This window comes from Rhodothermales bacterium, assembly GCA_013002345.1.
GTDB lineage: Bacteria > Bacteroidota > Rhodothermia > Rhodothermales > JABDKH01 > JABDKH01.
In genome coordinates this window covers 1-12,616 of sequence record JABDKH010000159.1, presented here as the reverse complement: position 1 = coordinate 12,616, position 12,616 = coordinate 1, and the positions used below count along the sequence as shown (strand labels likewise).

Annotated in this window: 10 protein-coding genes; 8 read left to right on the top strand and 2 right to left on the bottom strand. The window is 57.8% G+C overall.

Annotated elements, in window-relative coordinates; translation table 11 throughout:
* Window positions 1–275: 275 nt before the first annotated feature.
* The 5 genes from HKN37_08055 to HKN37_08035 all read left to right on the top strand — a co-directional run bounded on the left by HKN37_08055 (window position 276) and on the right by HKN37_08035 (window position 6,353).
* The gene (locus tag HKN37_08055; GenBank protein NNE46599.1) at window positions 276–974 is read left to right on the top strand and encodes a class I SAM-dependent methyltransferase; all 699 of its coding nucleotides are present in this window, start codon (window positions 276–278) and stop codon (window positions 972–974) included.
* 79 nt (window positions 975–1,053) lie between these two features.
* The gene (locus HKN37_08050) at window positions 1,054–1,470 is read left to right on the top strand and encodes a DUF1801 domain-containing protein (GenBank protein ID NNE46598.1); all 417 of its coding nucleotides are present in this window, start codon (window positions 1,054–1,056) and stop codon (window positions 1,468–1,470) included.
* 705 nt (window positions 1,471–2,175) lie between these two features.
* Window positions 2,176–3,669, top strand: a complete 1,494-nt coding sequence (locus HKN37_08045) for a carboxypeptidase (GenBank protein ID NNE46597.1) — start codon at window positions 2,176–2,178, stop codon at window positions 3,667–3,669.
* An 89-nt stretch (window positions 3,670–3,758) separates the two neighbouring features.
* On the top strand, window positions 3,759–4,388 hold the full coding sequence (locus HKN37_08040) for a methyltransferase domain-containing protein (protein ID NNE46596.1): 630 nt from the start codon (window positions 3,759–3,761) through the stop codon (window positions 4,386–4,388).
* A 78-nt stretch (window positions 4,389–4,466) separates the two neighbouring features.
* Window positions 4,467–6,353 (top strand): CocE/NonD family hydrolase, encoded by a 1,887-nt coding sequence (locus HKN37_08035; GenBank protein NNE46595.1) that lies wholly within the window; start codon window positions 4,467–4,469, stop codon window positions 6,351–6,353.
* A 413-nt stretch (window positions 6,354–6,766) separates the two neighbouring features.
* On the opposite strand, the gene HKN37_08030 is transcribed toward HKN37_08035, so the two are convergent.
* Window positions 6,767–9,064 carry a prolyl oligopeptidase family serine peptidase gene (locus HKN37_08030; GenBank protein NNE46594.1) on the bottom strand — a complete coding sequence of 766 codons (2,298 nt, stop codon included), beginning with the start codon at window positions 9,062–9,064 and terminating at the stop codon, window positions 6,767–6,769.
* Between the two features lie 303 nt (window positions 9,065–9,367).
* On the opposite strand from HKN37_08030, the gene HKN37_08025 reads away from it, so the two are divergent.
* The 3 genes from HKN37_08025 (at window position 9,368) to HKN37_08015 (ending at window position 11,399) form a co-directional block, all read left to right on the top strand.
* Window positions 9,368–10,366 carry a carbon-nitrogen hydrolase family protein gene (locus HKN37_08025; protein NNE46593.1) on the top strand — a complete coding sequence of 333 codons (999 nt, stop codon included), beginning with the start codon at window positions 9,368–9,370 and terminating at the stop codon, window positions 10,364–10,366.
* Window positions 10,367–10,822, top strand: coding sequence for a DinB family protein (locus tag HKN37_08020; protein NNE46592.1), 456 nt, complete (start codon window positions 10,367–10,369; stop codon window positions 10,820–10,822). It abuts the gene before it with no gap.
* Between the two features lie 121 nt (window positions 10,823–10,943).
* The gene (locus HKN37_08015; GenBank protein NNE46591.1) at window positions 10,944–11,399 is read left to right on the top strand and encodes a RidA family protein; all 456 of its coding nucleotides are present in this window, start codon (window positions 10,944–10,946) and stop codon (window positions 11,397–11,399) included.
* A 92-nt stretch (window positions 11,400–11,491) separates the two neighbouring features.
* On the opposite strand, the gene HKN37_08010 is transcribed toward HKN37_08015, so the two are convergent.
* A partial coding sequence (locus HKN37_08010; protein NNE46590.1) for a M56 family metallopeptidase occupies window positions 11,492–12,616 on the bottom strand: 1,125 nt, incomplete at its 5' end.

Below are 12,616 nucleotides of genomic sequence, written 5' to 3'. Positions count from 1 at the left end.
ATCTCGATGGACTCCGAGACCGAAGAGAGGAGGTCTTCCGAAATCATCCGACATTGAACGACGTGCTTTTTGTGTACTCGTCGCAGAAGATCGAGATCGAGTAAGTACGCCATGAACGCGCTGGATCATTTTGTCTGCGTTCCAGCGGGTGCTTCTCCATCGAGCGCCCAGGCAAGCTCCGGTTTCGGACCTGATGCTCGATAGAAGATGGGCGGTGGCGTAGGTCGGGAATGCGGCGAATCAACGCCTTCAGCTTCATAGCGACGACGAACGTGATGGATCGAAATACAGACAAAGACCGCAAGATCATTGACTCGTGGAGTACGAACGCGTCGCCGTGGATACGTGCTGTTCGGGATCGGGAAATAGAGAGCCGGAAGCTGGTTACCGACACAGCTATCGTCGATGCTGTCATGAACCGAAACCCGGAGTCGGTGCTGGACCTGGGCTGCGGCGAAGGCTGGCTCGCGCGGGAGCTGGACGCAAGAGGTGTCGAAGTGATCGGTGTAGACGTCGTGCCGGATCTTATCGCTGCGGCCAGGCAAGCTGGTGCTGGCGACTTCCGCACGATGTCGTACGAAGACGTAGCTCGCGGACGGCTGGTGGTCTCAGTCGATATCGTCGTGTGCAACTTTTCCCTCATCGGCGCTCAGGTCGTCGATGATCTGATCCGCGCGACACCGTCCCTGCTGAAAGCTGGAGGCACCTTAATCGTCCAGACTCTCCATCCGGTCGCGGCCTGCGGCGACCGGCCGTACGTCGATGGTTGGCGCGAAGGATCGTGGGCCGGCTTCAGTAACGATTTCACCGATCCGGCACCGTGGTACTTCCGCACCATCGAAGGATGGACCGGGTTGTTCGAAACGGCGGGGTTCTCCAGGATCGAAATCAGCGAGCCGCTTCACCCGGACACGCATCTTCCCGCATCAATCATCTTCTGCGCAAAGATCAGCGAGGCGCAGGTTTCGAATTGAGCGTACGCCCTTTCTTGACATAGCGCGCGATTTCTTATTCCTTACAGATGCGCACTCACGAATCCGGATCTTAGACATCATGGCAGAACTCAAAACGAAACTGAACGACGCAAGTGTGACGGACTTCCTCAACAGTGTTGACGATGTAGAGAAACGGAAGGACTGCTTCGCACTTGTGGACATGATGCGTGAGATCACGGGCGCGGAGCCAAAGATGTGGGGAACAGCCATTGTGGGTTTCGGGACCTACCACTATCGATATGCCAGCGGCCGCGAGGGCGACTGGATGCAGGTCGGATTCTCCCCGCGGAAGCAATCCCTGACGCTCTACATCATGTCGGGCTTCTCACGCTACGACGAGCTCATGAAGAAGCTGGGCAAGCACAAGACGGGCAAGTCGTGTCTGTACGTGAAGAGATTGTCCGACGTTGATCCAGTTGTGCTGCGGAAACTGATCAAGGAGTCCGTGGCCCACGTGAAGAAGTCGAACGCCTGAGTAGATTTCTCCCTGGTGACCCGATCCTCGACCGTCGTTGCTGCCCCCCAACGGTCGCGGCAGGTGCAATCATATCCTGCGTTTAGCTGTCATGGCGGCCGCCCGGCTCGGAAGTGCCCGCTATCTCTCAGTCATCCAGCAGGCACCGACCAGGCACATGGTTACCATTCCGCAGCTCTTGCCTCGCACCCGGCTGCCATGATGCCGTCACGGCGGCCCGAACCGACCGTCATTGCGAGCTCCCGCCAGGAGCGCGGCAATCTGGGACCGTGGTGTCGGCACTACTTCGGATTGCTGCGCCGACCCGCATTGAACCCGTCATGGTTGCTCATTCAGGCTCGGAACTGACCGCCATATCGCAGACCTCCGCCAGGCACCTGGTTGCCATCTCGCAGTCCCTCCGGCCTCGCACCCGGCTGTCATGATGCAGTCACGGCGGCCCAAACCGACCGTCATAGCGAGCTCCCGCAGGAAGCGTGGCAATGTGGGACCGTGGTGTCGGCACTAGTTCGGATCGCTGCGCCGACCTCCGTCATCCGGAGGGTTGATTTTCCGGACGTGCCCGAGCACCCTGCCTTGCGAACTCTGAGCACAAACAGGCCACGTGAAGACCGCGCATTTGTCGATGGCGGGCTGACGGAAGAGCCACAGCGTTGTAAGTTAGCGCTGTCAGGTGCCCTCATCTTCCGTCATGCGTGTATCCGAATGAGCAACCTCCCAAAATGCATCGCCGTTTGTACGTGCCTGCTTGCGACATCGCTGGCTACGCAGGTCACATCTGCCCAGAAACGCGAACTGCCGGTCGACACGACAATTTCATCGCGCCACGAGGTAACAGTCAACGGGAAGAAGGTGCCCTACGTTGCTACCGTTGGTACGCAGCCGGTGTACGGCGAAGATGGCGAACCCGTCGCGTCGCTCTTCTACACGTTCTACGAACGGTCTGACATTACGGACCGCTCCCGGCGCCCGCTATTCATTTCGTTCAACGGGGGTCCCGGTTCAGGCTCGTTGTGGATGCACCTTGGCTACACAAGTCCGAAACAGCTGATCATTGATGACGAGGGATATCCGGTTCAGCCGTACGGCGTGCGCGACAATCCGCACTCCATCATCGACGTCGCCGACATCGTGTACGTGAACCCGGTCAATACGGGTTTTTCACGCATTCTGGGAGAGGCCGAGCGGGAGCAGTTCTTTGGCGTCAACGAAGACGTAGCCTACCTCGCTGGCTGGATCGACACGTTTATCTCCAGGCGCAAGAGGTGGACCTCACCAAAGTATCTCATTGGAGAGAGTTACGGGACTACGCGCGTTTCTGGTCTTGCCGGCAAACTGCAGGGGTCACACTGGATGTATTTGAACGGTGTGATTCTGGTTTCGCCGACCGGCCTTGGTATCGACCGCGGCGGTCCGGTCGGGCGCGCCCTTTACCTGCCCTATTTCGCTGCTGCCGCGTGGTACCACAAGCGACTGGCGCCGGAACTGCAGAGTCGCGATCTGGAGGACCTTCTTCCTGAAGTCGAGACGTTCACATTGGATAAGTTCATCCCGGCACTTTCTCGCGGCGGCTTCATCAACGACGAGGAAAAACGGACAATCGCGGCTGCCGTCGCCCGCTATGCGGGTGTTTCAGAAACATTCGTTCTCGACAACAATCTGGCCGTAGGGGCCTCTTCATTCTGGAAAGAGCTTCTCAGGGACGAGGGATATACGGTCGGCCGACTGGACTCACGCTACCGCGGCATCGACCGCTCTAATGCCGGCGATCGATACGATTATCCGGCGGAACTCACATCATGGAATCACGCGTTTGCCCCGGCCATCAATCACTATCTGAGGGACGTGCTCGGCTTCGATACAGACTTGAGATACTATCTGTTCGGTCCCGTACATCCGTGGAACAGGGAAAGGGACGACACCGGGGAGAATCTGAGACAGGCCGTCGCGGAGAATCCGTTTCTGCACGTCATGCTACAGTCCGGCTACTATGACGGCGCGACTGACTACTTCTCGGCAAAATACACGATGTGGAATCTCGATCCGAGCGGACGTCTTAGCGACCGACTTCGATTCAAGGCGTACCGGAGCGGGCACATGATGTATCTGAGAAAGGAGGATCTGAAGAGCTCGAACGATCACATCCGGGAGTTCATTCGCGACTCGATGCCGGCCGAGGGTGAACCTGCCAGGTATTGACTCTAACCGGGGCAGACTGAGACCGGCGCCGGGCCCGTCGGTCACTTCGTGCGCTGCCCGTCACCTCCAGCAACAGGGGTCCCCTCCGGATGAAGGTCAACACGAACGCCTGGAATCGCCTCCGATATAACTTCTATGCGCCGGTCTATGACCTGATTGCGCGCCCCCTCGTGTCGGGTCGGAAGCGTTCGATTCAGCTCCTCGACCTTCAGCCCGACTCCGATGTGCTGATCGTCGGAGCCGGCACCGGACTTGACTTCCCCCTGCTTCCCCGAACCGCGCACATTCTGGCAATCGATCTGTCACCGAACATGTTACAGCGGGCCTCGGAGCGGGCCGTACGCCTCGGGCTGGATGCAGATTGTCGCGTGATGAATGCCGAAGTGCTGGATCTCCCGGACGAATCGTTCGATGCCGTAATTCTCCACCTTGTGCTGGCCGTTGTACCCGACCCTGGCGCATGCATCCGCGAGGCCACCCGTGTGCTGAAATCGGCGGGTCGTATTGCAATCTTCGACAAATTCCTTTCAGATGAGTCCAGCCCGTCTTTGCCGCGGAGGGTGCTCGGAATGTTGACGAACACGCTCTTCTCTGATATCAACCGTCGCCTGGGTCCACTCCTTGCACACGGTAGTCTGGAAATACTGACTAAAGAGCCGTCGATTCTGTCGGGTGCCTACGTTGTCGTTGTTGCCGGAAAGATGGGTTATCGACAGTAGTCCGATCGAACGAGTGCTCGACATGTGAGTCGGACTTACCTTCAGAGCGCACTTCATCACATAACAAGTAATGGCACGATGAAACGAGCCGCTATCCGGGTGATCGCACAGTTGATTGTCGGGATGATAATCGCGCTTCCCGCGGTCGGACAAGAAGAAGATCTGTCGGAGCTGAAGGAGATTGCAATCATCGAGCAAAAGGTGATGGTCCCGATGCGTGACGGAGTCCGGCTCGCGACGGACATCTACCGGCCAAAGTCGGATGTTCCGGTGCCGGTAATCTTCTCACGTACACCGTACAACTTCAATTCATGGCGCGACGGTGAGTTGAGCGGCAGGACATTCCGTGCGGCACTCGACGCCGTGAAGCGCGGCTACGCATATGTCGTTCAGAACGAACGAGGCAAGTTCTTCTCTGAAGGAGAATGGGATATCCTCGGGCCGCCCACAACTGACGGATACGATGCATTCACGTGGATGGCGAACCAGGCGTGGTCTAACGGTAAGATCGGAACACTCGGGTGCTCCTCTACGGCCGAGTGGCAAATGGCCGTGGCCGCCCTCGATCATCCCGCTCATGCGGCGCTCGTGCCGATGGGATTTGGAGCCGGCGTCGGGCGGGTCGGCAATTGGTTTGAGCAGGGCAACTGGTACCGGGGCGGTGCACAACAGATGCTGTTCACGGCGTGGCTATATGGGGTCCAGAATACCCAGCGCCCGATGTTCCCTCCGGGTACTCCGCGGGAAGACATGGTTCGGCTCTCCAGATATTTTGATCTCGCGCCCGAGATGCCCAGCGTAGACTGGTCGAAAGCCCTCCGCCACTTGCCCGTGGCCGACATCATGAAGAACGTGGATGGTCCCATCGGGACCTACGAAAACATGATCCGGCGAAAGCCCAACGATCCGGCCTGGTACGAAGGGGGATTGTATCACGATGATATGGCTTTCGGAGTACCGAGCATGTGGTTCATGTCGTGGTACGACGTTTCGACGGGACCGAACCTGGCTCTCTTCAATCATGTCAGGGCCAATGCGACGGATCCAGAAGTGCGTGAGAATCAATACGCGGTCATCGCACCTACGCTCCATTGTGGCTACCGTAGGGCGACCAAAGAGACGATAGTCGGTGAGCGCAGCATGGGCGACGCTCGTCTGGACTACGACACACTAATTTACGGCTGGTTCGACTACTGGCTAAACGGTGAAGACTCTGGAATGCTGTCAGAGACACCGAAGGTGCAGTACTTCACTATGGGCATGAACGAGTGGCAATCGTCAAACACGTGGCCCCCGGACAACGTCGAGACCATCACCTATTATCTAACGAGTGACGCCGGCGCCAACAGTGTTTTCGGGGATGGAAGACTGACGACGGAGGCTCCAGCGCCGGGGACGGATGCTGACTCATTTGTGTACGATCCCGCTTTTCCCGTCCCGTCGTATGGAGGCAATGTTTGCTGCACGGGAAACGCCGTCCGCGGGGGCTCTTTCGATCAGCGACAGATGGAAGCCCGACAGGATATTCTTGTCTACTCGACTGAGCCGCTCAAGGAAGGGACTGAGGTCACGGGCACCATCGGCGTCACGCTGTACGTGTCATCTGATGCGCGGGACACCGACTTCACCGTGAAGCTCATCGATGTGTATCCAGACGGTCGGGCGTTTAACCTGGATGAGACCATCCAGCGGGTTCGATACCGGGAGGGATATGAGCGGGAAGTGTTCATGGAGCCCGGGAACGTGTATGAAGTGGAAGTGGGTCCGATGTCGACTAGCAACTACTTCGCAGCCGGACATCGTATTCGCATCGAAGTGTCGAGTAGCAACTTCCCTCGGTTCGAGCGCAACTTGAATACGGGCGGAAATAACTTCGACGAGGTGGAAGGAGTGGTCGCGCACAACGAAGTGCATCATTCGGCGCAGTATCCGTCACAGATTCGACTGCCGATCAGACGAGAATAGAATCCACACAACGGATTGATCCCGGCACACGGGCCGGGATGACGGACTCCGATTCATGCGAGTAATTTTACTCACTCCCAAGTCATTCTCGCGCCCACGTTCACGTCATTCTCGCGCACGCCCCTGAGTAGGCGGGGGAAGGCGAGAATCCACACAACGGATGGATTCCGGCACACGGGCGGGGATGACGGACTCCGATTCATGCGAGTAATTTTACGCACTCCCAAGTCATTCTCGCGCCCACTTTCACGTCATTCTCGCGCACGCCCCTGAGTAGGCGGGGAAGGCGAGAATCCACACAACGGATGGATCCCGGCACACGGACCGGGATGGCGCTGGAGGAGCACCCGCTACTGGACCGCACGGATTCCACCCGCAGCTTTCGGATCGTCGTTCGGCTGACTCCCGTAGGCCTACCGGCGCGCACCCATCTCATACTCGACTGGTGGCTCCGCACCCATCAGGTGGCGGACGAAGTAGTCCCACCGTCGTCGGATCATGTACCCTTCACGACCGAACCCGTGTCGCCGATTGGGGAACAACAAGAGATCGAAATCCTTGTTCGCCGCGATCAACGCGTCTACTACCAGCAGCGTGTTGTAGTACGGGACATTGTCATCCAGCGTGCCGTGTGCGAGTAGTAGTTTGCCCTTGAGGTTCTCCGCCATCAACTGGTTCGCCTGATTGTCATAGTTCGTCGTCCCATCCGCCTCAGTGACCAGTAACCCCTGCCATTTCTCGGCCCAGTCATCTTCGTAGTTCCGGTTGTCATGATTACCGGCGCCCGAGACCGCCACCTTGTAGAAATCCGGATAGCGAAGAATCCCCGCCGTCGACGCGAAGCCTCCGCCGGAGTGTCCGTAAATGCCCACACGCTCCAGATCCATCCACGGATATCGGCTCCCAAGCTCCTTAATGCCGGCGATCTGATCGGGTAAACCGTTGTCTCCCATATCGCCATAGTATGCCGCGTGGAATGACTTGGATCGCATTGGAGTACCCATCGCATCCAGTTCGACAACGATGAACCCTAGCTCTGCCAGGGCCTGCTTGTCCCCGCGCGACGGCATGAAGCTTCTTGTGCCCACACTGCCGGTCTGCGGGCCCGGATAGATATAGTTGATGACGGGATACATCTTTGATTCGTCGAGGTGGGTCGGCGTGTACATCAAGCCGTATAGGTCGGTCTGGCCATCCCGAGCCTTTACCGTGAACGGTATCGGAGCCTGCCAGCCCATATCAACCAGCTTGCTGATGTCGGCCTGCTCCAGTGATACGACGACCTCACCATCTGTATTGCGCAGCACCGTCGTTTGCGGAGTCGTGGGAGTCGAGTAGCTGTCGACGAAGTAGGCACCCGATGGCGAAAGCGAAATCTGATGACTCGCGTTCTCCGGTGTCAGAAGCGTCATGCCTCCGCCGTCGATTCCCACCTTGTACAGATACTGGAAATACGGATCACCGTCCTCTCGTCCGGACCCGGTGAGGTAGATGACGCGGGCGTCTTCGTCAATGTGCAGGACCTGCAACACATTCCACGGACCCCCTGTGATCTGCCGCCTCAGTTCTCCAGTGACGAGGTCATGCAGGTAGAGGTGTCCCCAGTCATCCCGCTGCGAGTACCAGATCACCTCGTTCGATTTGTGCAAGACATTCCAGTTCACCTTGTTGAAACCGGACTCGTAGAACGTGTCTACGATTTCCTCCATGACGTCTCGAACGTCACCTGATTCCGGATCTGCCACGCGCAGTTTCGCTTCCTTGTGGTCGCGGGAGCTGGATACGAATGCGAGCTCCGCAGAGTCGGCGCTCCACGTTACGTCGGCCCATCCTTCACCGCGACACACAATATGGTCACAGATGGTTGAGCGATGTGGGTCCGGCGGCATCTGCAGGCGCACGACATTCTCGGCATCGACGTCAATCACCACGCGTTCTATCCGGAAGATCAGGCTGTCGCCGGGCAGGGGGTACTTCCAGGAGTCAAGGGTCGGGTGTCCAACATTTGTGGTCGTGAGATGCATCTCACGCACAAAGCGCCCGTCATGCCTGAACGTCGCAATCTTCTTTGAATCCGGCGACCATAGAAGGACAGGCGTGTCACTACGGAGCCAGCCCGCGTTGTTAGTCGCGTAGCCGTAGTTTTCTGCGCCATCAGATGTAAGCTGCCTTTCTTCTCCCGACTCCAGATCCCGAACCCACAGATTGTGATCACGGACAAAGGCGCCCCGCTGGCCGTCAGGTGATTCAATCACGCTCCGATCGCGTTGCTGGTCGGTGCCGGGCTCTTGAGTACAGGCGTACGACTCCAGGTTGCAACGGAATCCTTCACGGCCAACGCTGAACGTAATCGACCCTCCGTCGTCCGAGAATTCGAAGTCGCGAAAGGGCAACTCGGTCGCGGAGTACGTCGGCTCCAGTGCATCCGAAAGCGCAAGTGACAGTCGGTCGTGATCAAATGCTCTCGTTCTTGTGCCGGCAACGGGATCGACAACTACAAACTCTGATCCGTCAGGAATGGAATTGCGGTACCAGAAGCGGTCTCCCGACATCCAGTTCGGCCGAACGGACATTCCGTAGACAAGAGGAAACGTGCTGGACGAGAGGTACTGCTCGGCGTGGGCATAATCCTCGGCCGCAATACTCTCTTGCTGGGCATTCGCGGGTGATGCCGCGACGATTAGAATCAGAAATGCTATTAAGTGTCTCATGGTCTGGATCGAGATGTGAGAAGTCGTGACGATGTGGGCGTAGCATGTCTTGTAGACTCTGACTGCTGCGCCCTCCCATTTGAACGTGACTTGAAGCGGGAAAATCCTGAATCCCGGGAGGATCTTCGTAAAAGAGAAGGTCCTTTTCCGGGATTGTCAAGCGTATTTGGATGAACATCTCAAGGTGTCGGTTGAGGTGCTCCAGGACCGCTCGACAGGCCTGCCGCTGACCAGGTCGCCTCCATCCCTGGTCTTCTCCGCCTATCTTCTCGCCATAGGCAATCATAATTGGTGACCCCATTGATGCAGGATTCATTCAAGATCGCCGCTGTGCAGGCCAGTTCCGTTTTTCTCGACCACGATGCATGCGTCGACAAAGTCTGTCGCTTGATAGAGGAGGCGGCGGCAGGAGGTGCACGGCTGGTCGTATTCCCTGAGGCATTCATTCCCGGCTACCCGGTGTGGTCGTGGTTTATCCCGCCGGTCAATACGCATCCCCTCCGCGAAGTCTACGCCGAGTTGCACGCTAATTCGGTTTCGATACCGGGTCCCACAACGGCGCGAATCGGTGAGGCGGCCGCGGCCCAAGGAGTCTCCGTTGCCGTCGGTGTCAATGAGCGCAACAGTGAGGCCAGTGAATCGACACTCTACAACACGCTGCTCTTCATTGGATCAGACGGGTCAATTCTCGGCAAGCATCGAAAACTTGTTCCGACCGCTGCTGAACGGATGGTGTGGGGACGCGGTGACGGAAGCGGGCTCAAGGTCTATGAGACCGAAATCGGGCGCCTCGGCGGTCTTATTTGCTGGGAGAATTACATGCCGCTTGCAAGGTATGCGCTTGCTGCAATGGGTGAACAGATTCATGTTGCACCCACATGGGATCGCGGCGAGCCGTGGATCTCTACGATGAGGCACACGGCAAAGGAGAGCCGGTGCTTTGTGGTGTCATGCTGTCAGGCGTTCCACAAGGACGACATTCCGGACAGGTTCACTTTCAAGGAGAAATTCCTCGAACACGTGGACGGATGGATCAATCCCGGCCTGAGTCTGATCGTAGATCCTGACGGCAAGATCGTTGCAGGTCCGGTGGCGGAGGAAGAGACTATTCTGTACGCAGACGTTCGGCCGGATCAGCTCGTCGGACCCAGATGGCAACTGGACGTCGCCGGCCATTACGCGCGACCCGATATCTTTGAGCTTAATCTCAATCGCAGCGCGACTCCTTTCCTTCAGATCGCGGAGAACGAGGCGAAACCGCTTGGCGATGACGTTCCACAACACGATGACGAGGTAGCGTAAATGGACCCGAGCATACTTCTTCTGCAGGAACGGACGCTGATGGCACGGCTCGTACGTGGTCTGGACCATGATCAACTGGTTGATATTCCTGAAGGTCATCGGAACAACATCCTCTGGAATCTGGGGCACGTGGTTGTGACACAGCAGAGGCTGCACAACAGGTTGGCTGGTCTTGAGATGTACGTTTCGCCAGAGATGGAGGCAGCTTTTCAGATCGGAACCTCGCCAGCCGATTGGACCGACGCGCCGGACCTCCCGACGATCGTGTCATTGCTACACGACTTGCCTGTGCGACTACGCGATGACTATAAAGCCGGCCGGTTCGCGAACTTTCAGGAATACACGACCGCCACCGGAATTCAGCTTGGGACCATCGAGGACGCTCTTGCCTTCAATCACTTCCACGAAGGTCTACACATGGGTGTGATGATGAGTCTCCGCAAATTGGTGACGTAACGTTCGTGAGGGCGTCGACCTCATTGAGCCGGTGGCACGAAATGTTGTGCGAGGCGCAAGTGCCACCCGTCAGTTAGTCCGGTTGTGACGGCGCGTCCAACACGCAAATCCGTTTATGACTATGAACAAACTTGCTGTCGTCATCACTCTTCTTCTTGCAGGCGCGGGTTGTGCTCAACCCGGAGTGCCGGACGCCGACGTGGAGTTTCTTGCATCGGACGAATTCACGGCGCTGGGGCTTCCGTTCTCAGAGGCAGTGCGCGTTGGTAACACGCTGTATCTCTCCGGACAGATCGGCAATCTGCCGGGGACGTTCGACCTGATCCCGGGCGGGGTGACGCCGGAGACCGAGCAGACGTTGAAGAACATTTCATCCATTCTTGCTCGGTATGATTCCGGGCTGGATCGAGTCGTAAAGTGCACGGTGTTTCTGGTCGACATTGGCGAATGGCCAGCCGTCAACGCCGTATACAGGACGTTCTTCGAACCACCCTATCCTGCCCGGAGTGCCGTCGCGGGAACAGGGCTGGCGCTCGGCGCCCGGGTCGAGATCGAGTGCATTGCGACGGTAGACTGACAGCCTGGGTGACGAGGCTGCCGGTATGTCCGTTTATGACGACATTCTATCCCTTTGCGCGCCCTCATGTACCAGTGAGATGTTGAGACTCGTCAGTTCAACTTGAACGAGATCGGCAATACCATCTGAACCCGCACCGGTTTGCCTTGGTGCTGACCGGGCTCGAACCTAATTTCGGACACGGCCCGAAGAGCTTCGGCATCGAGATACTTGCCTGCGCCGCCATCGTCGGAAGTCCCCGTTCCGAGGACGTCGCTCTGTAGAATCTCGGCATTTGAAACGGCGCCATCCTTTTCAACGACGAACGTGACAATGACGCGGCCCTCGATCTTTTCCTTCTTTGCCACTTCGGGATAAACGATCGACTGAGTAACAGCCTGAAGTCCACCTACGATCTGAGGCATCTTTTCGACCACGTCATAGACCTCTTCGGGTCCCGATTCTTTCTTTGCGGTGTCAGCCTCGGAGCCGGCTTCCACTACGGACGGGGTTGATTCGCTGCACGCCGTGAACGTGACGACGCCGGCGAGGACGGAGAAGACCAGGAGGCGCCGGACGATCGGCATGGTCAGGGTCGGATTCTTCAATCTTGTCATGGTTTCTATTCTTCTTGTTAGTTGCGATGCGGTGGTCGCCATTGAGGCGACGAGTACGGGCTGGCGTCTGCCGCGGACCCTGGAGACAGACAATAGAAGTTGTGCATATGCAGATCGATCTACGTCCGACGACGCCAGGACGGCGAGATCACACGCCGCCTCGCGCCAGTATGCATGGGTCCGGAAGAGGTAAGTGACGAGCGGATGCCACCCGAAGAGCGTCCGGACAATGCGGGCCAGCGTGTCCAGGGCGAAATCACCCCGGGCAAGGTGAGCGGTCTCGTGTAGCAGGATGAGACGTAACTCGCCGGGCTGTGACAGTAGTTCATCCGGCACGACAATGGATGGTCGCAACCAACCGAAGGCGGCGGGTGAGTCGATTGCTCCGGAGGACACCAGCCGAATGTGCGATGACACTCGCTGTTCGGTCTGTGCCTCATTCAGGATGTCGAGGGCCCGACGGTCCGTTACCTCTCTAAGGTCCCGCCGGAATCGCCCGAGTGCGCGGATGTCCGTGACGAAGCTGATCAGACCGAACACGGCCGCTGCGGCCGCGCTCGCCACCAGGATTAGAGAACCGATCGAAACGCCGGCCACCGTCGACAGGTCGACCAGTTCACC

What these genes read in the sequence shown, in the direction of transcription:
- HKN37_08030 (NNE46594.1), bottom strand. Translation starts at nt 9,064, where the DNA reads ATGAGACACTTAATAGCATTTCTGATTCTAATCGTCGCGGCATCACCC.
- HKN37_08015 (NNE46591.1), top strand. Translation starts at nt 10,944, where the DNA reads ATGAACAAACTTGCTGTCGTCATCACTCTTCTTCTTGCAGGCGCGGGT.
- HKN37_08025 (NNE46593.1), top strand. Translation starts at nt 9,368, where the DNA reads ATGCAGGATTCATTCAAGATCGCCGCTGTGCAGGCCAGTTCCGTTTTT.
- HKN37_08020 (NNE46592.1), top strand. Translation starts at nt 10,367, where the DNA reads ATGGACCCGAGCATACTTCTTCTGCAGGAACGGACGCTGATGGCACGG.
- HKN37_08035 (NNE46595.1), top strand. Translation starts at nt 4,467, where the DNA reads ATGAAACGAGCCGCTATCCGGGTGATCGCACAGTTGATTGTCGGGATG.
- HKN37_08050 (NNE46598.1), top strand. Translation starts at nt 1,054, where the DNA reads ATGGCAGAACTCAAAACGAAACTGAACGACGCAAGTGTGACGGACTTC.
- HKN37_08045 (NNE46597.1), top strand. Translation starts at nt 2,176, where the DNA reads ATGAGCAACCTCCCAAAATGCATCGCCGTTTGTACGTGCCTGCTTGCG.
- HKN37_08040 (NNE46596.1), top strand. Translation starts at nt 3,759, where the DNA reads ATGAAGGTCAACACGAACGCCTGGAATCGCCTCCGATATAACTTCTAT.
- HKN37_08055 (NNE46599.1), top strand. Translation starts at nt 276, where the DNA reads ATGGATCGAAATACAGACAAAGACCGCAAGATCATTGACTCGTGGAGT.